We start from the raw sequence: 24,322 nt of genomic DNA, 5'->3' as shown, positions 1-24,322 counted from the left end.
TCAGCGAACCGAGCGTAGAACGCACTGTGCGGCGGGCCGGGACACCGGTCCGCCGCGCAGCACGTTCCGGCCTCGCCGTACTGAAGGAATGAATCAATGACTGCGACCACCGCAGAAAAAATGACGGAGACCCCGTCGAATCGTCTCGGTGACCGGATCTTCTCCGGGCTCGCGCTCGCCGCGGGTCTCTCCATCCTCGTTGCCCTCACCGGGGTCTTCGCCTTCCTCCTCATCCGGGGGTGGCAGGGCCTCTCGCAGGACGCGTCGTTCTACGACGCGCCGCGGGCCAACGACTTCCTGCACTACGTGTGGCCGCTCGTCTTCGGCACCGTCTATGCAGCGGTCATCGCGCTGGTCATCGCGGTGCCACTCTCGATCGGCATCGCGCTGGTGATCAGCCACTACGCCCCGCGCAGGCTCGCGACGCCGATCGCCTACGTCATCGACCTGCTCGCGGCCGTGCCGTCGGTGGTCTTCGGCCTCTGGGGCATCCTCGTCTTCGCGCCGGCCATGGTGCCGACGTACGGCTGGCTCGACGACCACCTCGGCTTCATCCCGCTCTTCGCCGGCAACGAGGGCGGCGGGGTCAACCCGGTCGGCCGCACCATCCTCACCGCGGGCATCGTGCTCGCGATCATGGTGCTGCCGATCATCACCTCGATCACCCGCGAGATCTTCGCCCAGACGCCGCGCCTGCACCAGGAGGCCGCGCTCGCGCTCGGCGCGACCCGCTGGGAGATGATCCGCTACGCGGTGTTCCCCTATGCCCGCTCCGGCATGGTCTCCGCGGTCATGCTCGGCCTGGGCCGCGCGCTCGGCGAGACGATGGCCGTGGCGATGGTCCTCTCCGCCGGCAAGAGCCTGGTCACCTTCAACCTGCTCGGCAACGAGAGCTCGACGACGATCGCGGCCAACATCGCCTCCAACTACAAGGAGGGCACGCCCGGCAAGGTCGCGGTCCTCATCGCCACCGGCCTCGTCCTCTTCGTGCTGACCTTCGTGGTCAACTTCCTCGCCCGCCTGATCGTGGCCCGCGCCGAGAGGAACACCACCCGATGAGCACGCTCCAGAGCCCCCGGACGTCCGGCCTCGTCTCCGACCTCACCGCGGGCAAGCTGCCGCGCTTCGCGCCCGCGCTCGCCGCCGTCATCGCGCTCGGCATCGGGGCCCTCGCCGCGCTGCTGATCGGCGGCGGCCTGCTGGCCACGGTCCTCTTCGCCGCGGTCGCCTTCCTCGTCGTCCTCCCCGCCTGGTACGCCGTGGTGGAGGGCCGCCGCGCCGCTGTCGACCGCCTGGTGACCTGCCTGGTCTGGTCCGCGCTGGCCGTGGCGCTGGTGCCGCTCGTGTCGCTGCTCTGGACCGTCGTCCACCACGGCGCCCGGCAGCTCGACGCCACCTTCCTGGGCCAGGACGCGTTCATCACCGCGCTGCACCAGCCGACCGGCATCCTCCACGCGATCGTCGGCACCCTGCTGATCACGCTCACCGCGGCCGTCATGTCGGTGCCCCTCGGCATCTTCGCGGCGATCTACCTGATCGAGTACGGCGCGGGCAGCAAGCTCGCCGCGGCGATCCGCTTCCTGGTCGACGTCATGACCGGTATCCCGTCGATCGTGGCCGGCCTCTTCGCCTTCGCGCTCTTCACGCTGCTCTTCGGGCCGGCCTACCGCTCGGGCCTCGCCGGCGCCGCTGCCCTGTCGCTGCTCATGGTGCCGATCGTGGTGCGCTCCACCGAGGAGATGCTGCGGCTGGTCCCCAACGAGCTGCGCGAGGCGGCGTACGCACTGGGCACGCCGAAGTGGCGCACGATCGTGAAGGTGGTCCTGCCGACCGCCCTCGGCGGCATCGTCACCGGCGTCACCCTCGCCACGGCCCGCGTGGTCGGCGAGACCGCACCGCTGCTGCTCACGGCCGCGATCACGACCAAGGTCAACCTGAACGTCTTCGACGGCTTCATGACCACCCTGCCGGTCATGGTCTACAGCTCGCAGGCCAAGGGTCATCCCGAGGACTTCGACGTGGCATGGGGCGCGGCCCTGGTGCTCGTCCTGATCGTCCTCGTCCTCAACATCGTCGCCCGCATCGTCGGCAAGATCTTCGCCCCCAAGACCGGTCACTGACCGCGGGCATCAAGGAGCACTGAACATGGCCAAGAGCATCGACGTCTCGAACGTCAACATCTACTACGGCGACTTCAAGGCCGTCGAGGACGTCTCGATGACCATCAAGGCGCGCTCGGTCACCGCCTTCATCGGCCCGTCCGGCTGCGGCAAGTCGACCTTCCTGCGCACGCTCAACCGCATGCACGAGGTGATCCCCGGTGCCCACGTCGAGGGGGAGGTGCTCCTCGGTGGCGAGGACATCTACGCCGCCAACGTCGACCCGGTCCAGGTCCGCCGCCGCGTCGGCATGGTCTTCCAGCGCCCGAACCCGTTCCCGACGATGTCGATCTACGACAACGTGCTCGCCGGCAACCGCCTCAACTCCAAGAAGCTGAAGAAGGCCGACGCCGACGCGATCGTCGAGAAGGCGCTCACCGGCGCCAACCTGTGGAACGAGGTCAAGGACCGTCTCGGCAAGCCCGGCATGGGCCTCTCCGGTGGCCAGCAGCAGCGCCTCTGCATCGCCCGCGCGATCGCCGTCGAGCCGCAGGTGCTGCTCATGGACGAGCCGTGCTCGGCGCTCGACCCGATCTCGACCTCCGCGGTCGAGGACCTGATCCACGAGCTCAAGTCCGACTACACGATCGTCATCGTCACCCACAACATGCAGCAGGCGGCCCGGGTCTCGGAGTACACCGGCTTCTTCAACCTGAAGGCCGCCGGCCAGCCGGGCCACCTGGTCGAGTTCAACAAGACGACCAAGATGTTCTCCACCCCGGAGCAGGAGTCGACCGAGGCCTACATCTCGGGCCGCTTCGGCTGACGCACCCCGGGTACGTCGTGGTGCCCCGGTCGCTTCCCGCGGCCGGGGCACGCGTCGTTCGCGAGCAGCCTCAGGGGCGGGCGTACTGCACGTGCGCGTGGTCCGTGGCGAACCCGAGCCCGCGGTAGAGCGCGAGGGCGGGCGCGTTGTCTGCCTCGACGTAGAGATGGACCCGAGGGCAGTCGACGGACTCCAGGTGGGCGAGGCCTGCCACGAGCAGTGCCCGGCCGAGGCCGCGGCCGTGCTGGGACGGGTCGACCGCGACGACGTAGACCTCGCCGTGGCCGTTGGCGTGGACCTTGGTCCAGTGGAAGCCGACCAGCGTGTCGGTGGCATCGGTCGCGACGAGCAGCCCGGCCGGGTCGAACCACGGCTCGGCCCTCCGCTCGGCGAGGCGGTCGGCGTCCATCGACCCCTGCTCGGGGTGGCCGGCGAAGGCGGCCGCGTTGACCCGCAGGAGCGCGTCGTCGTCGCCGGGCCGCCAGGGGCGGATCCGCCATCGGTCAGTCGCGACCCCACTTGCTGCCCGGGCCTGGCCCGCAGAGCGGATCGCGACCTGGGTGTCGACAGCCAGCACCAGCAGCTCCCGGGTACGCCGGAAGCCGGTCGCCGCGGCGAGGGCTGCTGCCGCCGGGTGGTCGCCGTGGGACCAGGCGGTCGTGGGAGGGACGTCGGCCGATGTGCCACCGGCCGGGACCGGGCCAGTCGGGCCAGTCAGGCCGGAGTCGGCCAGCGCGGCGTCGAGGAGCGCGCGGCCGATCCCGGCCCGACGGGCGCCCGGCGACACGGCGAGGTCGAGCTCGCTGCGGTCGGCATGGCGGCGCAGGAGGGCGAAGCCGTCGCGGGTGAGCCACAGCGCGGCGTCCCGCAGGCCGTGGTGGGCCAGGTGCAGTCGGGCGGCCTCGTCCAGTGGGTCGCGACCATCGCTGGCCAGACAGGCGGTCGAGACACTCGCCAGGGCCGCCGCAACGGTGTCGTCGTACGAGGTGACACGCATGCGGCGACCCTAGCCGGGTGGGTCAGCTCGCGAGCGACCAGACCCGGACGTAGTCGACGCTCATCGTCGCCGGCAGCCGGGTGCTGCTGGTGACGAGGTTGGCGCCGGCGCCCAGCGCCTGGTTGAGAAGCAGGAAGAAGGGCTGGTCGAACGGCGCGGGAGAGGTCAGGCCGTCGGCCTGGGGGCTGTGCCTCCAGCACTCGGCGCCGTCCTGGAGGAAGCGGAGCATCCCCGGGGTCCACTCCACCGTGTAGGTGTGGAACTGCTGCGGGTCGCTGCGGTAGCAGCCGAGGCCGGAGAGCTGGCTCCCGAGCAGACTCGTCGTGTAGTGCAGTGCCGGGATGGCCCGGTCGGGGTAGGTGCCGTAGTACTCCGCGGCGTCGATCTCGCCGGAGGCCGGCCACCGGCCGTAGGTCAGCTCCTGGGGATAGAGCCACAGGGCGCTCTGGAGGCCGGCCGAGGCGGCCGGGAAGGCGGCACGGAAGTCGAAGCGTCCGTAGGTCTGGGTGAACTTGCTCCAGGTCATCACGCCGCCTGCGGTGTAGCGGGTCTTGAACGAGCCGCTCGGAGTCGTGCAGGTGATCGGGAAGACCTCGCGCCGGACGGTCAGCCGAAGGGTGCCGTTGCGCACCTCGACGTTGCGGGTGTCGGGGCGGTAGCACTCCCGTGAGGCGGTGGTGTAGCCGTTGGCTGAGGTGTCGAACGGCGTCCACTTCGCGGTGTCCAGTGACGACTGTGTGAAGTCGTCGCTCCAGCTGCAGGCGAAGGTGTGGTCGTTGCTCACGAGGAGCTCGGTCCCGCAGGAGGCCGACGTGGTCGAGGCCGTCGTGGCGACCGCGGGCGCGGTGCCCGGGCCGCCCGTGGTGAGGAGACAGGCGCTGAGCACAAGTGACCCGAGCGCACCGGAAGATCGGCGCATGAGAGAACCCCTTCAGGTTCGAATTGGCCCCCGCAAGACGAATACTGAGAGGACTGTAGGGTCAGAAAGCGCCGCGTGCCAGTACTCGTCCGTTTCGTTGCGGATGATCCGGTTTGCGGTAAGGGATGACTCAGGCGTCGACGGCCGAGTCGGCCGCGGCGTCAGCCGGCTCGTCGCCGGTCGCGGCCGCGCCCTTGGACGGGACCACGAAGCGGTAGCCGACGTTGCGGACGGTGCCGATGAGGTTCTCGTTCTCGGGACCGAGCTTGGCGCGCAGCCGGCGGACGTGGACGTCGACCGTGCGGGTGCCACCGAAGTAGTCGTAGCCCCAGACCTCCTGGAGCAGCTGCTGGCGCGTGAAGACCCGGCCCGGGTGCTGGGCGAGGTACTTCAGCAGCTCGAACTCCTTGAACGTGAGGTCGAGGGCGCGGCCGCCCAGGCGCGCGGTGTACGTCGCGTCGTCGACGACGAGCTCGCCCGAGCGGATGACGTGGGCATCGGGGTCGTCGGCCTGGCGGCGCGCGTTGTTGCGGGCGATCGCGAGCTTGATGCGGGCCTCGAGCTCGGCGGGGGCGACGGTGGTCAGCACGATCTCGTCCATGCCCCAGTCGGCGCTGACGACGGAGAGCCCGCCCTCGGTCAGCACGAGCATCACCGGCACGTCGGAGCCCGTGGCGAGCATCAGGCGGCACAGGTCGCGGGCGTGGGCGAGGTCCTGGCGACCGTCGACGAGGATCAGGTCGGAGTCGGGCGCCTCCAGCAGGGCACTGCCCTCCGCAGGCAGGACCTTCACCTGGTGGCTCAGCAACGAGAGGCCGGGCAGCACCTCGGTGGAGGACTGCAGTGCGCTCGTCAGCAGCAGCAGGGTGCTCATGGGCGCCTCCTCACGACTGCGGCCCCAGGGGTGGGTGTGATGCCACGGTGGCTGCAGAATATCGGACGTGAACGCTCCTGATGTCATTGCGACCACGATCACGGTCCGCTACTGGGCGGGTGCCCGCGCCGCCGTGGGCGTTCCCGAGGAGTCGTACGCCGGCCCGATCGGCCTCGCGGAGCTCCGTGAGGCCGTCATCGCGCGGCACCCCGGGAGCGACCGGCTCGCGGGCGTGCTCGCGGTCTGCTCGGTGCTGGTCGACGGCCGCCAGCCGCAGGCCGGGTCCGTCGAGCCGGGAAGCGTCGTGGAGTTCCTCCCGCCGTTCGCGGGTGGGTGAGCGGGCCGCGGGAATGCGGTGTCCCGATGTGGGGTTCGGGATCGCATGCACATCGGTCAGGCTGCTCTTCTCGTCGCTGTCGGTGGCGCGCTCGTCTTCGGACTCTGGCGCTTCGTCACCGATGGTCGCTTCCGGGGTACGCATCGGGTCAGGGGAGCGGACTCCGCCGAGCCCGAGATCGCACCCCTCGACGACACTGCCATCGCCCATCGTCTCGGGGAGCGCGCCACACTCCTGCAGTTCTCGAGCGCGTTCTGTGCGCCGTGCCGGGCGACGCGCGCTGTGTTGGAGGACGTCGCCAGGACCCTTCCCGGCGTCGAGCACGTCGAGATCGACGCCGAACACCACCTCGACCTGGTCCGTCGACTCGGTGTCATGCGCACGCCGACGACGATCGTCCTCGACCGTGGGGGGCGTGAGGTCGTGCGGGCACAGGGAGTTCCGACGAGGGGACAGGTCTCTGCCGTGATTCCGTGACAGGAGAGGGCATCAGCGTGGCTATCATCAGCCCCGCCACGTCCCCTGTCGTGAGGATCCCCGGCTTGTTCTCGACACTGCTCGCCGACCTGAAGGCCCCTGTGGCCCCGGGCCAGCCCGCCCATCGGTTCTGGGCGAAGGTCATCGGCAAGGCGTTGTTCAGCAACTCCACGCACTGCGTCATCCTCTTCCGGATCAGCCATGCGCTCTACCGTTTCCTGCCGACGCGGCCACTGGCCTTCTTCGTCCGCATGCTCGCCGTCGCCTGGGGCGGGACGGACATCCATCCGGGCGCGCAGATCGGACCTGGCTTCTGCCTCGTGCACAGCATGAAGATCGCAATCGGTGCGGGTGTGGTCATCGGCCGGGACTGCCGGATCGCGCACGGGGTCACCATCGGAGGGGACATGGGGCGGCACCCGTGGGACCGCTCGAGTGACGGCTGGCCGGTCATCGGTGACTATGTGACGATCGGAGTCGACGCGTACGTCGTCGGCCCGGTGACCATCGGCGACGGTGCGATCATCGGCACCAAGGCCCTGGTCAACAAGGATGTCCCGGTCAACGGCATCGCCGTGGGCATCCCGGCGCGGGTCATCAAGACGCACGACGGCTACGAAGGGCTGCTCGGTCGATGAGTTCCACGAAGGTGCTCTACGACGGGTCTGCGTTCCTGCGGCACACCCGCTCCGGGATCTCGCGGTACTTCGCCGAGCTCGTGGGAGAGTTCCGGGACGACCCGCAGCTGGGTGTGGAGGCGGTCACGCCATTCCGGTGGGTGGCCAACGAGCACCTGTCCGGGCGCTTCCCCAAGGAGTACCGCAGGGTCCCGCTCCCCGGTCGGCTGCGGGCGCCTGTCCTCGAGCGCATGAACCAGCGCGCAGCCCGTGGGATCGTGCCCTGCGACGTGGTGCACCACGCGCTCTACGAGCCGGCCCTGCTCGAGGCTCTGCCGGGTCGCAAGAGGGTCACCACGATCTACGACTTCACGCTCGAGCTCTTCCCCGAGCTCTTCCCGTGGAACCGCGAGCAGGTGCTCGCCGAGAAGCTGCAGTTCATCGACGCGTGCGACGTCCTGCTCTGCATCTCCGAGACCACGCGCGACGACCTGCGACGCTTCCACCCGGGGCTGGACAAGCCGATCATCGTGACGCCCCTGGGGGTCGCCGGCTCGTTCTTCCAGCCCACTGCAGTGCCGTCGGGCCTGCCCGAGCGCTACCTGCTGCACGTCGGTGCCCGCTACGACCACAAGAACGTCGACCTGATCCTGCGAGCGTTCTCGCTTCTGCACGTGTCCGATCCCGACCTGCGTCTCGTGCTCTGCGGTGCCGGTCCCGAGGGCGAGCAGGCCCGCCTGGAGGAGCTCGGCATCGCCGAGAAGACGCTGCTGCTGCGGGTCGGAGACGACGAACTGCCCGGCCTGTACGCCGGCGCCCAGGCCTTCATCTTCCCGTCCCGCTACGAGGGCTTCGGCCTCCCCGTCGTGGAGGCGATGGCCGCTGGCTGCCCGGTCGTCATCACCGACACTCCTGCCCTGCTGGAGGTGGCGGGTGACGTCGCCGTGGTCGTCGGCGGCGACCGGCCCGAGGAGCTCGTGGCAGCACTGGAGCCGTTGCTGGCCGACGCGGAGCTGCGCGAGCAGCTGCGCGCGAAGGGCCGGCTGAGGGCTCGCCCGTTCTCCTGGAGAAGGACTGCCGAGGAGACCGCTCGCGCCTATGATCTGGCGCTCAAGGCTTGACCGATCTGGAGAGGAATCTCGTGGAGCACAATCCTGCCCGGCTGTATCGCGGGCCCGTCGGCTACGTGATGGAGCCGTTCGTCCGTCGTGCACGTGGGCACGGCTGGGCCCGCCGTCACCAGCTGGTGTGGAAGATGCACCGGGCGGTGTGGCTGGCCACCCGCAGCAACCGGGTGGTCATCGAGGGGCACGACATGCTCCTCGACCGCGGTGACGCCCTCGCCCTCGCCAGCGGGAGCTACGAGCCCGAGGAGACCGCCTGGTACAGGGCGCACGTCCGCCCCGGTGACCTGGTGGTCGAGGTCGGCGCCAACATCGGCTACTTCGCCCTGATCTTGGCGCAGCAGGTCGGCCCCGAGGGCAAGGTGATCAGCTTCGAGCCCGACCCGGACCTGAACAAGATCCTGCGCCGCAACGTCACCTTCAACGGCTATCCCCAGGTCGACGTCCGCGAGGCGGCCGTCGCTGCGGAGCCGGGCACCGCGACGTTCTTCCGCTCCTCGGTGAGCACCGGTGACCACCGCCTCTTCGCGCACGGTCCCGACGACGAGTCCTTCCCGGTGCGGATCGTCACGCTGGACGACGAGCTCGCGGGCGAGCGCCGCGTGGACCTGCTCAAGATGGACATCCAGGGCGCCGAGCCGCTCGCCCTCGCCGGAGCAGCGAAGGTGCTGGCGGAGAACCCGCCCCGCCGAATCCTGATGGAGTTCTGGCCCCACGGCATCGTCGGGATGGGCAACGACCCGCGTGAGCTCGTCGCCCTGCTCCGCCACGCCGGCTACACGATCGACCGCATCGACGGCCGGCCGTTCGACGAGGACGAGGCGCTCCGCGCCGAGATGACGCCGGAGAACCTGCACTGGGTGAACCTCGTGTGCACCCACAAGACTGCTGAGGAGATCGCGTGACCGTCAGTTCCGGAGCTGCCGAGATGACGCCGGCGGAGCATCCGCGCAAGCTCAACGTCGGTTGCGGCCACCTCATCCGTGAGGACTGGGTCAACCTCGACCTCGCCCCGCTCCCCGGCGTCGACGTCGTGCACGACCTGGACTCCGGTCCGCTGCCGTTCGAGGACGGCGCGTTCGACTACATCGAGTGCCTCGACGTCCTCGAGCACGTCCGGGACATGCCCGCGGTCATGCGCGAGCTGCACCGGGTGCTGGCCCCGGGCGGCGTCCTCCACATCGAGGGCCCGCACTTCACGTCGTACACGTGGCCGACCGACCCGACCCACCAGCGGGCCTTCGCGATCAACACCTTCGAGTTCTTCGTCGAGGGTGGGCTCCACGATCGTGGCTACTACTTCGACTTCGCCTTCTCCGGGACCCGGCTCCGGCACATCGCGTTCCAGCAGGTCTTCTTCCTGCCGTGGAACCGCGTCGTCGAGTGGGTGGTCAACCGCAACCGCAAGCTCCAGGGCTTCTACGAGGCGTCCTTCATGGCCCGCCTCTTCCCCGGTCACAAGGTCGTCTACGAGCTCGTGCGCTGATCGGCCCGGCGGGGCGTGGCCTGTCGGGGCACACGCCACGAGACCGTCGCTGCCAGCGCCGCACAGCTCAGCGCGCTGACGGCGAGCACGGCTGCCGCGGCGCCGACGATGCCGTGCGTCGCGATGCCCACCGGTACGCCGACGACGAGCGCGATCGCTGACGCTGCCTCGACCACCGAGCTGCGCCCGGCGCGGTGCTGTGCCTGCGCCGCCGAGATGAAGAGGCGGCGCAGCGCGAGCAGCGCCCACGCGACGATCAGCAGTCGCGCCACGGGCGTCGCGGGGACGAACTCGGTGCCGAAGAGGATCCGGATCGCGGGGCCGATGATGATCTCCAGGCCGATCACGACGCAGGCCACGAGGGCGGTCGAGGCGGCGGTCCAGCGGAACAGGAGCCGTCGCGACTCCTCGGCGTCGCGGGCCGCCATCCGCGGCAGGAGCATGCCGGAGACGCCCTGCAGCACCATCACCGGCAGATTGGTCGACGAGCTCGCGACCGTGTAGAGGCCCAGGCTCGTGGTGCTCATCATGACGGCGACCACCACGTGGTCGAGTCCCATGCCGTCGAGGAAGCCGATCGCACCCAGGTGGGCCCGTCGCGCCGAGCGCAGGAGGGCGCGTCCGGCGAGGCGCGCGCCCTCGGCCTCGCGCGGCCGGAGGGCCTGCCAGGCCACTCCCAGGCCGATCGTCTGCGCACCGGCGTACACCGCCAGGACGACGATCGCGTGCGACTGGCGGTCCACCAGGAAGATCAGGGCGATGCCGAGGACGTAGAGGAGCACGCTGATCAGGCGGAGCCGGTTGACGTGCCGGACCTGCCCCTCACCCTGCAGCATCGCGGTCATCACGAGCGTGACGGAGGCGAGCAGCGTGATGACCGCGGTTGCGGAGGCCACCTGGAGCATGTGGGGCGAGCTGTGCAGGGTGGCGGCGGTGAGCAGGCCGGCGAGGAGTGCGGGGATGGCGCTGGCGATGCCGGACCGGCCGACCAGCGGCCCGAGCGCAGTGCGCGCGGCCCATGCCTGCTGAGCCAGCTCCCGGGTGATGGTCACGCACCAGCCGGCGAGGACCAGGCGCGAGCTGAGGATCGAGTAGAGCATCGCGACGGTGACCTCGCCCCGGCCCGATGCGCCGAGCATGCGGGCGACGAGAGGGCCGGAAACCAAGGTCAGCATCTGCACCGTCAGGCCGGCTCCGGCCAGTCGCGAGATCTCGCTGCGTCCGAGGCGGGCGATCCGCAGATGGAGGTGGCGCACGGTGTCACTCTCGGGTCGGCTGTTCGACGGCCAGGGGGCTGCCGGGAAGGACGATAGCCGCAGGTCCGGCCCTAGGATGTCGGCTCGTCGCCGGAACTCATCCGGATTCACCTGAGAGAGGAACCCGCGTGCCCACTCGCTACGTGGCCCCTGGAGCCGCCCGTAGGTTGCTTCGACGCACCCTTCCGGGAGTGATGCGCGCGCGTGTGCGCGAGTTCGTGCTGGACACGCCGGTGCTCGACTCGCTCTACAACGCGGTGAGCCCGCAGCTTCGGGAGCAGCGCGTGGCCCCGGGGGTGGTCCTCGTTCTCGACGGCTTTCCGCGCTCGGGCAACACCTATGCCCGGGTCGCCTTCGACCATGCGAACCCGGAGGGGCATCGGGTCTCCTCGCACCTGCACGTCGCACGGGCGATCCATCGCGCCGTCGAGCTCGGCATCCCGGCCGTCGTCGTCGTCCGTGATCCGGCCGAGGTGCTGGCCTCGGCGCTGCAGTACGACCCGACTGCCAGCGCGCTGCAGGTGCTCCGGGGCTACCAGCGGTACTACCGGGGCGTGATGCCACTGCGCGCAAGCGTCGTGGTCGCGCCCTTCACCCGCGTCGTCTCCGACTTCGGCTCGGTCATCGATGAGTGCAACGCCCGCTTCGGCACGTCGTTCAACCGGTACGAGGCGACGCCTGAGGCGGAGGCGGCCGTGCGTACGACGATCGAGGCCGCCGCCGAGTTGCTCGTGCCGGACCGCGCCGAGCAGGTGGTGGGACGCCCGTCGAGCAACCGACGCAGCGGTTCCCATGTGCTGGAGGCTCTCAGCGCTCACGAGCAGGCGGAGCTCGAAGAGGCACGCCGGCTCTTCGAGCGCTTCGTCGGCCGCAGCTGATCCCCGGCCGTTACTGTTCGCGCATGCACATCGTGTTCGACGGGTTCGGGCTCGGTCCCGGCAGCTCGGACATCGTCGTGGAGAACCTCCTCGCCGGCTGGCGCGAGCTCGCGCCAGGTGACCGGCTGACGTTGCTCTGCCGGGACGAGCCGACACTGACGGTGCCCCCGGGGGTCGGTGTCGAACGGGTCGAGCCGCCGGTCGACGGGGCCTGGGGCGCTCTCTGGTGCCGCTCCGTCGGCGTACGTCGCGCGGCGCGCCGGCTCGGCGCAGATGGCGTGGTCTCCGGAGTGACCGCGAGTGCCTTCCTCGGTGCCCGGTGCCCGCGTGGCGTGATCGTCTACGACCTGCGTCACGAACTACGACCGCACCAGTTCAGCAGGTCCCGTCGCCTCGCGCGACGGCTGACCTACGCCTGGAGCTTCCGCTTCGCCGATGGCCTCTTCTGCATCAGTCACCGCACTGCCGACGACCTCGTCCGCAGGCACCCGTCGACACGCGAGCGGGTCGTGGCTGCCTCCCTCGGCGCCGATCACGTGGATCAGTGGCGCATCGGCAGCACACCGGAGGAGAGCGGACCGTACGCCGTCGCGTTCGGCCACTTCGCCAACAAGAACGTCGACCGGGTCCTCGAGGCGTGGGCACGTTTCTGTCGGGAGGAACCCCGATGGCGGCTTCGCCTCGTGGGCATGGGCGGGGCAGACAGGGCGGCGGCGACGGAGCGCGTGGCCGAACTGGGCATCGCCGACCGGGTCGAGCTGATGCCCTGGCTGGACGACCAGGAGTTCCGTCGCTGTTTCGCCGAGGCGGACCTGGTCCTCTTCCCGTCGGACTTCGAGGGATTCGGTCTGCCCGCCGTGGAGGCCCTGCGCCTCGGGGTGCCGCTCGTGATCTCGGGGGACGCGGCGCTGGCGGAAGTGACCGGCGGCCACGCAGAGACGGCCGCGACCGTCGGCGCGGAGGACATCGCCGCTGCGATCCGGCGGGCGGTCGCGCACACCCCCGAGCAGCGCGAGGCCGGCCAGGTGTGGACCGACCGTTTCACTTGGAGCGCGATGGCGCGCTCCATTCGCGAGACACTGGTGGCGGCAGGCGCCGCCGACCAACCGAGGAGCGCCTCATGAACGCAGTTCGCCAGATTGCCGACAAGGCTCGTCGCCAGCTCGGCTGGCTGGTCCGCGACCGGTTCCCCGGGCGCGTCGTCGTGCGGGACGTGCATGGCGTTCGCATGCAGCTGCCGTGGTCGCACCGGTTGCCGGACTACACCTCGGGGGAGTCGATCTACGGCCGCAACCTCATGGAGCTGGCCGAAGCCCTCGCCGGACGCGAGGACGCGCCCCTGCACGTGCTCGACGTGGGCGCCAACGTCGGTGACACGGCCCTCATGGTCCTGCATGCCGCAGACGCCCGCGTGCTGTGCGTCGAGGCCGACCCGGACTACCTGCCGTGGTTGCATCGCAACGTCGACGGCGACGACCGGGTAGCGGTGGTCGAGTCGCTGCTGGCGGCTGAGACGGGCACCGCGACAGTCCAGGCGGTGCGCGCCGGCGGTACCACACGGTTCGAGGAGGTGGACGAGGGCGGGAGCGGGCTCTCGACGGTCTCCGCTGACCAGCTCCGGGCCGACCATCCTGACTTCGCGAACCTCCGGCTGGTCAAGTCGGACACGGACGGCTACGACGTCGTGCTCGTCCCGGCAGTCGCCCGGACCTGGAGCGCCAGCCGGCCCGTCCTGTTCTTCGAGTACGACCTCGAGCTGTCGAGGCTTGCGGGCAACGACCCTCTCGCGGTGTGGAAGCACCTCGCCGACCTCGGCTACGAGGACGTGGCCGTGTGGCACGGAGGCGGTTGGGCGCTTGGGCGCACCACCGTCCATGCGGTCGCCGCTCAGACCGGGCCGCTGGAGGAACGCGTGGGCCGACGTTCCCGCAACTACTGGGACGTCGCGGTCGCCCACCACGACGACCCGGTCGGCCGTGAGGTCCTGGCCGCGCTGGTGTCAGGCATGCTGGCCTCCGGGTGACCAGTGCACGTTCTGCACCACCGGCCAGTTAGGGTGACGTCTCGTAGCCAGGCGGGGGTCCCGGGCCGACTTGTCAGCCCTACTTCGGAAGAGGAATCTGCACCATGAGCAAGAGTGTCGACGTACTCGTCGCCGGTGGCGGCGGCTTCATCGGAGGCCACCTGGTGGCCGACCTGCTGAAGCAGGGCCTGACGGTCCGCTCGGTGGACATCAAGCCGCTCGAGGAGTGGTACCAGGTGCACGAGGGCGTCGAGAACGTCGTCGCCGACCTGTCCCTCCGTGACCACGCCTTCGAGCAGACCGACGGCGCGCGCGAGGTCTACATGCTCGCCGCCGACATGGGCGGCATGGGCTTCATCGAGAACAACAAGGCCGAGTGCATGCTGACCGTGCTGACCAGCACGCACATGCTGGAGGCCGCCCGCAACGCCGGCGTCGAGCGCTACTTCTACTCGTCCTCCGCCTGCGTCTACAACGGCTCGAAGCAGACCGACCCCCACGTCACCGCCCTCAAGGAGGAGGACGCCTACCCGGCGGACCCCGAGGACGGCTACGGCTGGGAGAAGCTCTTCTCCGAGCGCATGGCGCGCCACTTCCGCGAGGACTACGGGCTGCAGACCCGGGTCGCGCGCTACCACAACGTCTACGGCCCCAACGGCACCTGGACCGGCGGTCGCGAGAAGGCTCCGGCGGCCACCTGTCGCAAGATCGCCGAGGCGGTGATCTCCGGCAACCACGAGATCGACATCTGGGGCGACGGCGAGCAGACCCGCTCGTTCATGTACGTCGACGACTGCGTCAAGGGCTCGCAGATGTTCCTCAACGGGGACAACACCGAGCCGCTCAACCTGGGCTCGTCCGAGCTGATCTCGATCAACGACCTCTACACGATGGTCGAGGGCTTCGCCGGCATCAAGTGCAAGCGCAACTACCAGCTCGACGCCCCGCAGGGCGTCCGTGGCCGCAACTCCGACAACACCCGGATCCAGGAGGTCTACGGCTGGGAGCCGTCGATCTCGCTGCTCGAGGGCATGGAGAAGACCTACGCCTGGGTCTACGACCAGGTCAAGGCCAGCTCTTGATGGGTGTGCACGGCTGATGCGTGTACTGATCCACGATCACAGTGGACATCCCTTCCAGGCCGAGCTGAGCCGCGAGCTCGCACGGCGCGGCCACGACGTCACCCACTCCTACGTCGCTGGCTACGTCTCCGGCAAGGGCCGCCTGACGGCCCTGCCGGGGGAGACGATCACCTACGTCGGCATCGGCGGCGAGGCGAAGATCGAGCAGCGCGCCTACGCCAAGCGGCTCTGGCGTGAGGTGACGCGCGGCTTCGAGCTGGTCCGGCACGTGCGCCAGGTCGACCCGGACATCGTGATGCTCTCCAACGTGCAGATCCCCACCATGGTGATCTTCGCGGCGGTGATGGCCGTGCTGCGCCGGCCCTGGATCCTCTGGCACCAGGACGTGTACGCCGTGGCGCTGCGCAAGCTGGCCGGCACGAAGCTGTCGCCGCGCTTCCGGATCGTCGCGTGGCTCTTCTGGATCGCCGAGCGCTGGTGCGCGCGCCGCGCCGCGGCGGTCGTCGTCATCGCGGACTCCTTCGTCCGGGTCCACCAGCAGTGGGGCACCGCCGACAAGGTGACCGTGATCCCCAACTGGGCCCCGGTCGACGAGCTCACGCCGCGCGAGCGCGACAACGACTGGGCGCGCGCCCAGGGCCTCGCGGAGCGGCCGCGCCTGGTCTACTCCGGCACCCTCGGGCTCAAGCACAACCCCGAGCTGCTGCCGCAGCTCGCCGCAGCCGTGCAGGAGCTCGGCACCAAGGTGGACCTCGTGGTCGTCACCGAGGGAGCGGCCGAGCCGGTGCTGCGCTCGGGAGCCGAGTCGCTGGGGGTCGACCTGACGCTGCTGCCCTTCCAGCCCTACGAGCAGCTGCCGGAGGTGCTCGGCGCGGCCGACGTGCTCGTCGTACTCCTGGAGGCGGACGCGGGCGCCTTCTCGGTGCCGTCCAAGACGCTCTCCTACCTCTGTGCCGGGCGTCCGGTCCTCGGGTTCGTCCCGGCGGAGAACCTCGCGGCGCACCTGATCGAGCAGACCGGCGGGTGCGTGCTCGCGCCGGAGCCGTCGGCGGTGCCCGCCGGTGCCCGGTGGGTCGTCGACCTGCTCGCTGACCCGGAGCGCGCCGCGTCCATCGGCGAGGCGTCGCGCGCGCTCGCCGAGAAGGAGTTCGAGCTGTCCGGCTGTGCCGACCGGTTCGAGGCGATCCTGGGGGCGTCCGCGCGCTGATCGGGAGGCTGGCGCTGCGGCTCAGTCAGTCAGGCCCCAGTGCCACGTCCGGAGGACCTGGCGAAGGATGGCGTCCCGCTCTGCCTGGGTGTGCCGGGAGGAGAGGTTGAACTCGATCTTGTAGGTGTGGTCGTTGACCCCGGCGAGGACGATGTCGAGGACCTTTGGTCCGATGGTGGACGCGCCCCTCAGATGGATCACGGGGTGGCTTCCCAGCTTCTCGTCGGCCCGCACAACCCGGGGATCGACGATCCACGGCTTGAGGGCATGGCGCCAGGCCCGGACCTGTGCGCGGTGGTCTCCTGGTGTGGGCGGCAGCACGGTGACAGCGAGGCCATCGTCGTTCCGCGTGGGTCCGGTCCACCGCCACACGTCCAGGTTCTTCGGTGCCGGGCGCGCGCTGGGGACGGGCTTGAATCCCTTCGGGGCCACGAACCAGTAGTCCAGGCCCGTGACGACGCGTTGCGGGTGCCGCGCGCGGGCGCGGTCCAGAGCCCGCTCGCCGGCCGGGGCGGGGACCTCCGTCGAGATGGGGTGCGGCGGGGTCGCGGGGACGTCGGTCCTGCACGCGGCGATGGTGGGGAGCAGCAGCAAGCAGGCGGGCGCGACCGCACGTCGGAGGATCACGGGGCACAGGGTACGTCGCACCCGCCTGCGCTCCGAAACGGCACTCGATCTCGTCATGTGGTCAGAGGGTCCGCTATGTGGACAGTCTGGTTGGAGGGCCCATTCCCAAGGCCTAGTGTCTGCCCCATGTTCACGACCATGCTGACCGAGCGCCGCGCGGTGGATCTCCTGCGCGTTGCGTCGTCGCTGTGTCGAATGTCCTGAGCGGACGTCCCCTCCTGCCCCGAACGGGCTGGCCCCTCCCTGCCTCCGGACGTCCTCCGAGCCGTGACTGACCCGTCTCTCGAGGAGCCTCCGAGCATGAACGCCACTGATCGCCCGACCATCGACCCGCGCGGTCCGCAGTTCGCTGCGGCGCTGACCGCCATCGTCCTCGTCGGAGCACTCGCCCTGCTGCCCGGGGCTGCCGGCCTCGTCCTGCTGGTGCTGCAGACGTTCCTCTTCGGCCTCGGCGCGCTCCTCGGCGTCGCACGCAGCCCGCAGGCGTGGCTCTTCCGCCGCTTCGTGCGACCGCGTCTGGGCGCTCCGGAGCACCTCGAGGACGCCGCGCCGCCCCAGTTCGCGCAGCAGGTCGGGTTCGCCTTCGCGTCCGTCGGCCTCGTCGCCTGGTCGCTCGGCCTCGACATCGTCGGTGCCGTCGCGGTCGGCTTCGCGCTCGCGGCGGCTCTCCTCAACGCCCTCTTCGGCTTCTGTCTCGGCTGTGAGGTCTACCTGCTCTTCAAGCGGCTGACCTTCCGGCCTGCTTCCTGATCCGCCCCAGCACTTCCTGACACACAAAAACCCTCGAAAGAAAGCAGAAAGAACATGGCTCGCGAAGACGTGCTCGTCACCGCCCAGTGGGTCGAGGAGAACCTCGACAACCCGCAGGTCGTCCTGATCGAGGTCGACGAGGACACCTCGGCGTACGACCGCTCCCACATCCGTGGTGCGATCAAGCTCGACTGGACCACCGACCTCCAGGACCAGGTCCGCCGCGACTTCGTCAACAAGGAGCAGTTCGAGGCCCTCCTCTCCGAGAAGGGTGTCTCCAACGACTCCACCGTCGTCCTCTACGGCGGCAACAACAACTGGTTCGCCGCCTACGCGTACTGGTACTTCAAGCTCTACGGCCACCAGGACGTCAAGCTCCTCGACGGCGGCCGCAAGAAGTGGGAGCTCGACGCCCGCGAGCTCACCGACGAGCCGGTCAAGCGTGAGGCCACGTCCTACACCGCCAAGGACCAGGACCTCTCGATCCGCGCCTTCCGCGACGAGGTCGTCGCGGCCATCGGCACGCAGAACCTCGTCGACGTGCGCTCGCCCGACGAGTTCGCCGGCCGCCTCCTCGCCCCGGCCCACCTCCCGCAGGAGCAGGCGCAGCGCGCCGGCCACGTGCCGACCGCTGCCTCCGTCCCGTGGTCGAAGGCTGCCAACGACGACGGCACCTTCAAGTCCAACGACGAGCTCAAGGAGATCTACGAGGAGGCCGGTGTCGACTTCTCGAAGGACACCATCGCCTACTGCCGCATCGGCGAGCGCTCCTCGCACACCTGGTTCGCCCTGCAGGAGCTGCTCGGCGCCCCCAACGTGAAGAACTACGACGGCTCGTGGACCGAGTACGGTTCCCTCGTCGGCGTTCCGATCGCGCTGGGCGACGAGCCGGGCCAGGCCTGACCCCTCGGGGTCGGTGCCTTCTCGAGAATCCTGAGGAGACAAGAACATGTGTGGAGCTACTGAGGGTGGCCTGCCGCTCGACGGCATCAACACCAAGATCGAGGCCATCATCCAGGGCCAGGTGACCAAGGACGGCTCGCCCGTCGGCGTCGCCTACGTGCGCCTGCTCGACAAGTCGGGCGAGTTCACCGCCGAGGTCCCGGTCTCCGCGACCGGTCACTTCCGGTTCTTCGCCGGCGACGGCGAGTGGACCCTGCGCACCCTGGCTCCGGGCGCGGACACGGTCGACCGCAAGGTCGTCGCCGCCGTCGGCTCGATCGCCGAGGTCGAGATCGCTCTCTGACGCACCCGCGTCACCACGGCCCTCGGGTCCCCGTACTGGGGTACCCGAGGGCCGTTTGCGCATTTTGGCTCGATATCGCGACTTTCTTGTTTGCTGCAAGCATTTCCCCGCTAGGCTCCTGCCGTTTCGTCCTATGGGGAGGGTGTGGCATGCCGGATTCGGTGCTGGGCAAGGTCGTGTGGAGGCTCCGTCAGATCGTGTGGCGGCTGCGCCTGATGATGCTGGCCAGACTGCCCGACAAGCCGGTCCGCCGGAGCATCCGGGGCGTCCCGATGACCCTGCCGCGGGCGCACGGCCTGCCCTACTTCACGCGTCCGGGCACGGCCTACCTCCGCAACCTCGTCGAGCTCGGTCGCTCGCTCGCGGCCTCCGAGGGAAGTGTCTGTGTCCTCGACATCGGCGCGAACGTCGGCGACACCGCGCTCGTCGTCCTGGACCAGGCGCCGGGCTCTGCGGTGTGCGTGGAGCCCGACCCGATGTGGCACGGCTACCTCGCCACGAACGTGGGGGCGATGCCCAACGTCGCCGTCGAGCACTCCGTGCTCGTCGGTCCGGACACCGAGCAGGTGATGGGCCTGGCGATCCGCCGGCACCCCGTCGGCAGCAGCATCGTCGAGCGCACCGAGGCGGGTCAGGGCCTGGCGACGATCACCACGACCGCGCTGCTGGAGAAGTTCCCACAGCTGGGCAACGTCCGCCTGGTGAAGTCGGACACCGACGGGTACGACATCACGCTGGTCGACGCCGTCACGGTGACGTTCGCTGCGTCGAGGCCGGTCGTGTTCTTCGAGCTCGACCCGCGCCCGACGCACCTGGTGATGCCCGAGGTCGTGATCGCGGATCTGTGGGACAAGCTGGTCGAGCGGGGCTACGAGCGGGCCGTCGTCTGGGACAACGGGGGCTCGCTGCTCGGCGACTGGCCCGTGGCCGAGATGGCGGAGCGGTCGGCCGTGCTCGACCTCTCCATCCAGGAGCGCGGCTACGGCTACTGGGACGTCGCGGTGGCCCACAAGGACGATCCTGCGGGGCTGGCGGCGCTCGACGCGGCCGCTGCCGCGACCCGGGCGCGCTGAGCACGGCGCGTACGGTCGGCGTGGGGCGAGGGTGACGCAGCGTCGTCGCCGCTAGCCTGAACGCCGTCTGTTTCTCCACTCGAACAAGGAGCGTCGCGTGCGCGTCGTCATCACCGGAGGTGCCGGGTTCCTCGGCTCGCACCTGTGCACCAGGATCCTCGGCGAGGGGCACGAGGTCGTCGCGATCGACAACTTCATCACCGGCGTGCCTGCCAACGTCGAGCACCTCATGGAGGACCCGCGCTTCCGCCTGGTCCGCGCCGACGTCACCGACTACCTCCACGTGCCCGGCGAGGTCGACGTGGTCCTCCACTTCGCCTCCCCGGCGTCGCCGATCGACTACCTCGAGCTGCCGATCGAGACGATGAAGGTCGGCTCCATCGGCACCTTCCACGCGCTCGGGCTGGCCAAGGAGAAGGGCGCGCGCTTCGTCATCGCCTCCACCTCCGAGACGTACGGCGACCCGCAGGTCCACCCGCAGCCCGAGAGCTACTGGGGCCACGTGAACCCCGTCGGCCCGCGCGGTGTGTACGACGAGGCGAAGCGCTTCGGTGAGGCCGCGACGATGGCCTACCGCAACGCGCACGACGTCAACACCGGCATCGTCCGCATCTTCAACACGTTCGGCCCGCGCATGCGCCCCAACGACGGCCGCGCGATCCCGAACTTCGTGCGCCAGGCGCTCTCCGGCCAGCCGATCACCGTGGCCGGTGACGGCAGCCAGACCCGCTCGGTCTGCTACGTCGACGACCTGATCGACGGCATCTGGCGCTTCACCCAGACCGACCACCCGGGTCCGGTGAACATCGGCAACCCGACCGAGATCTCGATGCTCGACCTCGCCAAGTGGATCCGCGACCTGACGAAGTCCGACTCCGAGGTCACCTTCATCGACCGCCCGGTCGACGACCCCGGCGTACGCCGTCCGGACATCACGCTCGCGCGCGAGACGCTGGGCTGGGAGCCCGTCGTGCCGGTCGAGGAGGGCCTGCTCCGCACGATCGAGTACTTCCGCAACCACCCGGAGCTCCTCGCCTGACGCGAAGCGACAGCAGCAGCACCAGCAACGAGGAAGGGCCCGCGGCGATCGCCGCGGGCCCTTCGTCGTACGTCGTGTCGCTCAGGCGTCGAGCAGGCGCTGGAGGGCCTGCTCGAAGTCGCGCAGGTCGACGGTGATGTCGGTGAGCACGCCGTTCATCGGCGAGCCCGGCGGGCGGTGGTCCTCGCCGCAGACGAGGTAGTGGTACGTCGAGTCGGGGATGTTGTCCGCGATCGTCCAGTAGCAGGGGTTGACGTACTTCGGCGCGAAGAGCTCGAGCACCTTGACGCCGGGGGAGCAGAAGACGAGGTTCGACAGCGCGGCACCGTGGGGCGCCACGATCACCTCGGCCCGGGTGAAGGTGTCGATCTGCTCCTGCACGCTGTGGGCGCCGGGGTCGAAGGAGACGAAGCCGAGCGGCGCGAGGCGGGCCATGACCTCGTCCTCGTTGACCAGGCGGCGGGTGTTCTTCGCCGAGCCGCGCGTGACGTAGAGCCGGGTGGGCTTGTCGGCCGTCTCCTTCGCGGGGAGGTTCTCCTTGAGCCAGCCGGTGGTCCACGTGGGGGCGATCAGGTCCGGGTTGGGGATGCACGGCGCGAGGAGCGTGTCGGCGCGCACGGCGACGTCCTTGCCGGGCTGGACGACGCGCACGTCGCCGAGGCCGATCATCCCGAGCAGCTGGCGCTGGTAGCCCGAGCCGGTGTTGACGAACCAGGCGTCGGGCCGGACGTCCGGCATCGTCTCCTTCAGCACGCCGTAGCGAGGGAGGACGTCGAGCAGGAAGTGGTAGTAGTTCGCGTGCGAGCCGCGGGTCGCCAGCGAGACCAGGGTGCCCTCGACGTGCTCCATCTGCGGCAGGCGGGCCCGCAGGAAGATCGGGTGGTCCTTCCAGCCGGTGACACCGAAGTAGGTGCTGGTCTCGTAGTCGAGCACACCGCCCGGGGTGATGTGGGCGGCGTAGTTGCCGACGATGGCGCCGTCGCTGATCTCCAGCGTGAAGCGGCGCGGCACGACGTAGTCGGCGCGGCGCTCGAGCGCCCAGTGCTGCGCCGGCTGGCCGAAGGGCACCTCGCGCACGAGGTGCTCGGCCGGGCCACCCTCGTGGATCCGCACGTGCTGCGGGTCCAGGCGGGCGGTCTCGTCGACGCTGACCGTGCCGATGGAGGGAACCGCCCGCTCGCCCGCCAGCGACGTCGCACGCCGGGTGACGGCGCCGACGCCGCGGGTCGCGGTGAGGTGGGCGCGCTTGAGCAGCGGCCAGGCGGGCTGGATGGCCGAGGGCAGCGGCATCAGGCGGCCCGGGTCAGCCAGACGGTGCCCTGGCGGTCGTTGACCGGCTCGACGCGCACGAGGCGCAGGCCGGCGGCGAAGAGCACCTCGAGCAGCTCGGTGAGGTCGTGGCCAGCGACGTCGTGGTACTCCATGACGACGCGCTGCACGCCCTCCCACGAGGCCGTGGTGGTGCCGCTGAAGATGCCGTACTCCGCGCCCTCGACGTCGATCTTGACGAGGTCGACGTGGCCACCGGCCTCGGCGACGGCGTCGTCGAAGGTGACCGCGGGGACCTTCACGAGCGTGGTCGAGCCCTCGGGCGCGGTGAGGCCGTTGAGGCTGCTGCCGCCGGCGTTGTCGGCGAACTCGAGCATGCCCGGCTCGCTGGAGACGGCGCTGTGGTGGACCGTGACACGGTCGGCGAGGCTGTTGCTCTCGACGTTCTTCTGCAGCCACGAGGCGGTCGACGGCGACGCCTCGTAGGTGTGGATGCGCGCGGTCTTGCTGGCCTCGGCGAGGCCGAGCGAGAAGCAGCCGATGTGGCCGCCGATGTCGAGCACGACCGGAGCGGCCGGCAGGCCCTCGAGCAGCTCGTCGAAGCGGTAGCAGTCCTCGGCGAAGACCTCGTAGACGGGGACGCGCGCGCCGGGCACGTTGGGGCAGTGCACGACCTGGCCGTTGCGCAGCTTGAACGCCAGCGCGTCGGGCGCCCACGGCGAGCGGCTGGCGGCGAGGTCCAGCAGGACCTTCGGGCCGTTGGGGAAGCGGAGCGTCTGCTGGACGCGGCGTACGGCGAGTCGCGGGGACCGGCTCACAGGGTGGCCACCTTCGTGTCGTGGGGGAGGGAGGGGGAGTCTTGCGCATCGGGCTCGTCGGGCGGGAGATCCTCGCCGGTGAGCGGGATGACGGCGAGGATGCTGAGGGCGACCGCGCACCAGACGAAGCGGTCCCACAGCGAGTTGGTCAGCATGCCGGTCGCCGCGAAGGCCACGGCCGGGTAGCTGAGCCGGCGGAGCGGGTGGTCGGTGAAGAGCGAGCGCGAGCCGGACCAGAGCACGAGCAGGAAGCCGAAGAGGCCGACGACGCCGATGCCGATGGCGACCTCGAGGTAGATGTTGTGGGCGTCGAGGGCGGTGCCGTCGAAGGCATTGCCCCAGATGGGGGAGTGCGTCCACTTGTCGATGCCGATCGCCAGCTTGTCGCGGCGTTCGGTGTCGGAGCCCTCGGCGGTGCCGCCGCCGGTGAGGCGGCCGAGCGCGGAGTCCTCGCCGGCGTAGCGGATCGCCCACTGCAGGACGAGCAGCGCGATCACGCCGCCTGCCAGCACGCTGAACGCCGAGGCGCTGGTGCGCTCGACGAACGGCACGATGAGCGCCATGACGACCGTGACGATGAGGGCTGCGCGGCTGCCGCTCATGTAGATGCCGCCGGCCACGACGACCGCGGCGGCGAGTGCCAGGCTCCGCTCCCGGCCGGTCGTGGTGAACCACTTGTGGACGAGCAGGGCCAGGGCCGTCGTGCCGGCCATGCCGAAGAAGTTCGGGTGGGTGGCGAGGCCGTCCCAGCGGCTGTGGTGCTCGACGACGGCCCAGGCGATCGAGCCGAGCTGGCCGACGATGTAGGCCCAGACGAGGATCTCGATCGTTCGTCGTTCGGGTCGCCAGATCAGGAAGAGGAACGGGATGACCACGGCGGTGGCCACGAGCCGGGTGCCGTAGCCGAGTGCCTCGACCGGCGCCTCGACCAGCAGCGCCGTGATCAGCACCAGGAACATGATGATCAGCGCGCCGAGCACCCAGTCGAGCGGCAGCACGACCCCGCGGCGGGTGAGCGCCGGCAGCAGCAGCGCGAAGCCGAGGAGCAGGAAGACGTCGGAGAAGGTGACCGGGCCGCCCGGCAACGGGCGCAGGTCCTTGTCGTTGATCGGGGCCGTCAGCAGCGCGGCGATCACGATGTAGCGCCCCAGGCGGTCAGGCCCCAGGCCGATCAGCGCGATCAGGAACCCCGACAGGATGAACGCCGCCGCGGCGAAGAGCAGCTGGTCGCGGGTGACGAAGACGAACGCCACCAGCATGAACGGCCACATCGCCTGCGCGAGGACGCGCCCGACCAC

The 24,322-nt window shown here is 70.0% G+C and carries 28 protein-coding genes; 20 read left to right on the top strand and 8 right to left on the bottom strand.

Features of this window, described 5'->3' with window-relative positions; translation table 11 throughout:
* Positions 1 to 96: 96 nt before the first annotated feature.
* Genes pstC through pstB form a run of 3 tightly spaced genes read left to right on the top strand, consistent with a single transcriptional unit; the run spans position 97 to position 2,925 of the window.
* Positions 97 to 1,059 (top strand): phosphate ABC transporter permease subunit PstC, encoded by a 963-nt coding sequence (gene pstC, locus IEX47_RS16505; RefSeq protein ID WP_188785115.1) that lies wholly within the window; start codon positions 97 to 99, stop codon positions 1,057 to 1,059.
* Positions 1,056 to 2,120, top strand: coding sequence for a phosphate ABC transporter permease PstA (gene pstA / locus IEX47_RS16500; protein WP_188785114.1), 1,065 nt, complete (start codon positions 1,056 to 1,058; stop codon positions 2,118 to 2,120). The genes pstC and pstA overlap by 4 nt, the downstream gene beginning before the upstream one ends.
* Before the next feature lie 25 nt (positions 2,121 to 2,145).
* Positions 2,146 to 2,925, top strand: coding sequence for a phosphate ABC transporter ATP-binding protein PstB (gene pstB / locus IEX47_RS16495; protein ID WP_188785113.1), 780 nt, complete (start codon positions 2,146 to 2,148; stop codon positions 2,923 to 2,925).
* Between the two features lie 70 nt (positions 2,926 to 2,995).
* Here pstB and mshD read toward each other — a convergent pair whose 3' ends face one another.
* The 3 genes from mshD to IEX47_RS16480 all read right to left on the bottom strand — a co-directional run bounded on the left by mshD (position 2,996) and on the right by IEX47_RS16480 (position 5,715).
* The gene (gene mshD, locus IEX47_RS16490; protein WP_188785112.1) at positions 2,996 to 3,922 is read right to left on the bottom strand and encodes a mycothiol synthase; all 927 of its coding nucleotides are present in this window, start codon (positions 3,920 to 3,922) and stop codon (positions 2,996 to 2,998) included.
* Between the two features lie 22 nt (positions 3,923 to 3,944).
* On the bottom strand, positions 3,945 to 4,841 hold the full coding sequence (locus IEX47_RS16485; RefSeq protein ID WP_188785111.1) for a glycoside hydrolase family 16 protein: 897 nt from the start codon (positions 4,839 to 4,841) through the stop codon (positions 3,945 to 3,947).
* Between the two features lie 130 nt (positions 4,842 to 4,971).
* On the bottom strand, positions 4,972 to 5,715 hold the full coding sequence (locus tag IEX47_RS16480) for an MtrA family response regulator transcription factor (RefSeq protein ID WP_188785110.1): 744 nt from the start codon (positions 5,713 to 5,715) through the stop codon (positions 4,972 to 4,974).
* A gap of 67 nt (positions 5,716 to 5,782) precedes the next feature.
* Between IEX47_RS16480 and IEX47_RS16475 the strand changes: the two genes are divergently transcribed.
* From IEX47_RS16475 to IEX47_RS16450, 6 genes are all read left to right on the top strand, one after another.
* Positions 5,783 to 6,052 carry a MoaD/ThiS family protein gene (locus IEX47_RS16475; RefSeq protein WP_229662953.1) on the top strand — a complete coding sequence of 90 codons (270 nt, stop codon included), beginning with the start codon at positions 5,783 to 5,785 and terminating at the stop codon, positions 6,050 to 6,052.
* A 45-nt stretch (positions 6,053 to 6,097) separates the two neighbouring features.
* Complete coding sequence (locus tag IEX47_RS16470; RefSeq protein ID WP_188785109.1) at positions 6,098 to 6,529, top strand: TlpA family protein disulfide reductase; 432 nt, start codon at positions 6,098 to 6,100, stop codon at positions 6,527 to 6,529.
* 65 nt (positions 6,530 to 6,594) lie between these two features.
* Positions 6,595 to 7,167 (top strand): serine O-acetyltransferase, encoded by a 573-nt coding sequence (locus IEX47_RS16465; RefSeq protein WP_188785108.1) that lies wholly within the window; start codon positions 6,595 to 6,597, stop codon positions 7,165 to 7,167.
* A complete protein-coding gene (locus IEX47_RS16460; protein ID WP_188785107.1) occupies positions 7,164 to 8,267 on the top strand; it encodes a glycosyltransferase family 4 protein in 1,104 nt (367 codons plus the stop codon). The genes IEX47_RS16465 and IEX47_RS16460 overlap by 4 nt, the downstream gene beginning before the upstream one ends.
* Before the next feature lie 20 nt (positions 8,268 to 8,287).
* Positions 8,288 to 9,175: an FkbM family methyltransferase gene (locus IEX47_RS16455; protein WP_188785106.1), complete on the top strand. Its 888-nt coding sequence runs from the start codon at positions 8,288 to 8,290 to the stop codon at positions 9,173 to 9,175.
* Positions 9,172 to 9,756 carry a class I SAM-dependent methyltransferase gene (locus IEX47_RS16450; protein ID WP_188785105.1) on the top strand — a complete coding sequence of 195 codons (585 nt, stop codon included), beginning with the start codon at positions 9,172 to 9,174 and terminating at the stop codon, positions 9,754 to 9,756. The genes IEX47_RS16455 and IEX47_RS16450 overlap by 4 nt, the downstream gene beginning before the upstream one ends.
* Here IEX47_RS16450 and IEX47_RS16445 read toward each other — a convergent pair.
* Complete coding sequence (locus tag IEX47_RS16445) at positions 9,738 to 11,012, bottom strand: lipopolysaccharide biosynthesis protein (protein WP_188785104.1); 1,275 nt, start codon at positions 11,010 to 11,012, stop codon at positions 9,738 to 9,740. The two genes, IEX47_RS16450 and IEX47_RS16445, sit on opposite strands and share 19 nt — an antisense overlap.
* Before the next feature lie 194 nt (positions 11,013 to 11,206).
* On the opposite strand from IEX47_RS16445, the gene IEX47_RS16440 reads away from it, so the two are divergent.
* The 5 genes from IEX47_RS16440 to IEX47_RS16420 all read left to right on the top strand — a co-directional run bounded on the left by IEX47_RS16440 (position 11,207) and on the right by IEX47_RS16420 (position 16,202).
* Positions 11,207 to 11,890 carry a hypothetical protein gene (locus IEX47_RS16440; protein WP_188785103.1) on the top strand — a complete coding sequence of 228 codons (684 nt, stop codon included), beginning with the start codon at positions 11,207 to 11,209 and terminating at the stop codon, positions 11,888 to 11,890.
* Between the two features lie 23 nt (positions 11,891 to 11,913).
* A complete protein-coding gene (locus IEX47_RS16435) occupies positions 11,914 to 13,014 on the top strand; it encodes a glycosyltransferase (RefSeq protein ID WP_188785102.1) in 1,101 nt (366 codons plus the stop codon).
* Positions 13,011 to 13,913 carry an FkbM family methyltransferase gene (locus IEX47_RS16430; RefSeq protein ID WP_188785101.1) on the top strand — a complete coding sequence of 301 codons (903 nt, stop codon included), beginning with the start codon at positions 13,011 to 13,013 and terminating at the stop codon, positions 13,911 to 13,913. The genes IEX47_RS16435 and IEX47_RS16430 overlap by 4 nt, the downstream gene beginning before the upstream one ends.
* 104 nt (positions 13,914 to 14,017) lie before the next feature.
* The gene (locus tag IEX47_RS16425; protein ID WP_188785100.1) at positions 14,018 to 14,995 is read left to right on the top strand and encodes an NAD-dependent epimerase/dehydratase family protein; all 978 of its coding nucleotides are present in this window, start codon (positions 14,018 to 14,020) and stop codon (positions 14,993 to 14,995) included.
* Between the two features lie 16 nt (positions 14,996 to 15,011).
* Positions 15,012 to 16,202, top strand: a complete 1,191-nt coding sequence (locus IEX47_RS16420; RefSeq protein WP_188785099.1) for a glycosyltransferase family 4 protein — start codon at positions 15,012 to 15,014, stop codon at positions 16,200 to 16,202.
* Positions 16,203 to 16,223: 21 nt separating this feature from the next.
* On the opposite strand, the gene IEX47_RS16415 is transcribed toward IEX47_RS16420, so the two are convergent.
* Positions 16,224 to 16,829, bottom strand: a complete 606-nt coding sequence (locus tag IEX47_RS16415) for a hypothetical protein (protein WP_188785098.1) — start codon at positions 16,827 to 16,829, stop codon at positions 16,224 to 16,226.
* Positions 16,830 to 16,904: 75 nt separating this feature from the next.
* On the opposite strand from IEX47_RS16415, the gene IEX47_RS18200 reads away from it, so the two are divergent.
* The 6 genes from IEX47_RS18200 to IEX47_RS16390 all read left to right on the top strand — a co-directional run bounded on the left by IEX47_RS18200 (position 16,905) and on the right by IEX47_RS16390 (position 20,937).
* Positions 16,905 to 17,033, top strand: a complete 129-nt coding sequence (locus IEX47_RS18200) for a putative leader peptide (RefSeq protein ID WP_373289244.1) — start codon at positions 16,905 to 16,907, stop codon at positions 17,031 to 17,033.
* A gap of 96 nt (positions 17,034 to 17,129) precedes the next feature.
* Complete coding sequence (locus tag IEX47_RS16410) at positions 17,130 to 17,579, top strand: DUF4395 domain-containing protein (protein WP_188785097.1); 450 nt, start codon at positions 17,130 to 17,132, stop codon at positions 17,577 to 17,579.
* 54 nt (positions 17,580 to 17,633) lie between these two features.
* Positions 17,634 to 18,482 (top strand): sulfurtransferase, encoded by an 849-nt coding sequence (locus tag IEX47_RS16405; protein ID WP_188785096.1) that lies wholly within the window; start codon positions 17,634 to 17,636, stop codon positions 18,480 to 18,482.
* 46 nt (positions 18,483 to 18,528) lie between these two features.
* Complete coding sequence (locus IEX47_RS16400) at positions 18,529 to 18,825, top strand: DUF1416 domain-containing protein (protein WP_107698630.1); 297 nt, start codon at positions 18,529 to 18,531, stop codon at positions 18,823 to 18,825.
* Between the two features lie 149 nt (positions 18,826 to 18,974).
* Positions 18,975 to 19,898: an FkbM family methyltransferase gene (locus tag IEX47_RS16395; RefSeq protein WP_188785095.1), complete on the top strand. Its 924-nt coding sequence runs from the start codon at positions 18,975 to 18,977 to the stop codon at positions 19,896 to 19,898.
* 97 nt (positions 19,899 to 19,995) lie between these two features.
* Entirely contained in the window at positions 19,996 to 20,937 is a 942-nt protein-coding gene (locus IEX47_RS16390) for a UDP-glucuronic acid decarboxylase family protein (protein ID WP_188785094.1), read from the top strand.
* Positions 20,938 to 21,018: 81 nt separating this feature from the next.
* Here IEX47_RS16390 and IEX47_RS16385 read toward each other — a convergent pair whose 3' ends face one another.
* From IEX47_RS16385 to IEX47_RS16375, 3 genes are read right to left on the bottom strand one after another with little or no spacing between them, the layout of a single operon-like run.
* Positions 21,019 to 22,227, bottom strand: coding sequence for a glycosyltransferase family 61 protein (locus IEX47_RS16385; RefSeq protein WP_188785093.1), 1,209 nt, complete (start codon positions 22,225 to 22,227; stop codon positions 21,019 to 21,021).
* Complete coding sequence (locus tag IEX47_RS16380) at positions 22,227 to 23,024, bottom strand: FkbM family methyltransferase (RefSeq protein WP_188785092.1); 798 nt, start codon at positions 23,022 to 23,024, stop codon at positions 22,227 to 22,229. The genes IEX47_RS16385 and IEX47_RS16380 overlap by 1 nt, the downstream gene beginning before the upstream one ends.
* The gene (locus tag IEX47_RS16375; protein WP_188785091.1) at positions 23,021 to 24,322 is read right to left on the bottom strand and encodes an O-antigen ligase family protein; all 1,302 of its coding nucleotides are present in this window, start codon (positions 24,320 to 24,322) and stop codon (positions 23,021 to 23,023) included. The genes IEX47_RS16380 and IEX47_RS16375 overlap by 4 nt, the downstream gene beginning before the upstream one ends.

The sequence above is a fragment of the Nocardioides phosphati genome, assembly GCF_014646375.1.
Lineage (GTDB): Bacteria > Actinomycetota > Actinomycetes > Propionibacteriales > Nocardioidaceae > Nocardioides > Nocardioides phosphati.
The sequence above is the reverse complement of the archived record's forward strand: the minus strand, read 5'-3'. Positions and strand labels throughout refer to the sequence as shown.

Excerpts from the sequence above, each read along its gene's own strand:
- IEX47_RS16470 (WP_188785109.1), top strand. The coding sequence starts at position 6,098 with ATGCACATCGGTCAGGCTGCTCTTCTCGTCGCTGTCGGTGGCGCGCTC.
- IEX47_RS16430 (WP_188785101.1), top strand. The coding sequence starts at position 13,011 with ATGAACGCAGTTCGCCAGATTGCCGACAAGGCTCGTCGCCAGCTCGGC.
- IEX47_RS16385 (WP_188785093.1), bottom strand. The coding sequence starts at position 22,227 with ATGCCGCTGCCCTCGGCCATCCAGCCCGCCTGGCCGCTGCTCAAGCGC.
- IEX47_RS16485 (WP_188785111.1), bottom strand. The coding sequence starts at position 4,841 with ATGCGCCGATCTTCCGGTGCGCTCGGGTCACTTGTGCTCAGCGCCTGT.
- IEX47_RS16405 (WP_188785096.1), top strand. The coding sequence starts at position 17,634 with ATGGCTCGCGAAGACGTGCTCGTCACCGCCCAGTGGGTCGAGGAGAAC.
- IEX47_RS16435 (WP_188785102.1), top strand. The coding sequence starts at position 11,914 with ATGCACATCGTGTTCGACGGGTTCGGGCTCGGTCCCGGCAGCTCGGAC.
- pstC (WP_188785115.1), top strand. The coding sequence starts at position 97 with ATGACTGCGACCACCGCAGAAAAAATGACGGAGACCCCGTCGAATCGT.
- IEX47_RS16395 (WP_188785095.1), top strand. The coding sequence starts at position 18,975 with ATGCCGGATTCGGTGCTGGGCAAGGTCGTGTGGAGGCTCCGTCAGATC.
- IEX47_RS18200 (WP_373289244.1), top strand. The coding sequence starts at position 16,905 with ATGTGGACAGTCTGGTTGGAGGGCCCATTCCCAAGGCCTAGTGTCTGC.
- IEX47_RS16480 (WP_188785110.1), bottom strand. The coding sequence starts at position 5,715 with ATGAGCACCCTGCTGCTGCTGACGAGCGCACTGCAGTCCTCCACCGAG.
- IEX47_RS16440 (WP_188785103.1), top strand. The coding sequence starts at position 11,207 with ATGCGCGCGCGTGTGCGCGAGTTCGTGCTGGACACGCCGGTGCTCGAC.
- IEX47_RS16420 (WP_188785099.1), top strand. The coding sequence starts at position 15,012 with ATGCGTGTACTGATCCACGATCACAGTGGACATCCCTTCCAGGCCGAG.
- mshD (WP_188785112.1), bottom strand. The coding sequence starts at position 3,922 with ATGCGTGTCACCTCGTACGACGACACCGTTGCGGCGGCCCTGGCGAGT.
- IEX47_RS16460 (WP_188785107.1), top strand. The coding sequence starts at position 7,164 with ATGAGTTCCACGAAGGTGCTCTACGACGGGTCTGCGTTCCTGCGGCAC.
- pstB (WP_188785113.1), top strand. The coding sequence starts at position 2,146 with ATGGCCAAGAGCATCGACGTCTCGAACGTCAACATCTACTACGGCGAC.
- IEX47_RS16400 (WP_107698630.1), top strand. The coding sequence starts at position 18,529 with ATGTGTGGAGCTACTGAGGGTGGCCTGCCGCTCGACGGCATCAACACC.
- pstA (WP_188785114.1), top strand. The coding sequence starts at position 1,056 with ATGAGCACGCTCCAGAGCCCCCGGACGTCCGGCCTCGTCTCCGACCTC.
- IEX47_RS16425 (WP_188785100.1), top strand. The coding sequence starts at position 14,018 with ATGAGCAAGAGTGTCGACGTACTCGTCGCCGGTGGCGGCGGCTTCATC.
- IEX47_RS16410 (WP_188785097.1), top strand. The coding sequence starts at position 17,130 with ATGAACGCCACTGATCGCCCGACCATCGACCCGCGCGGTCCGCAGTTC.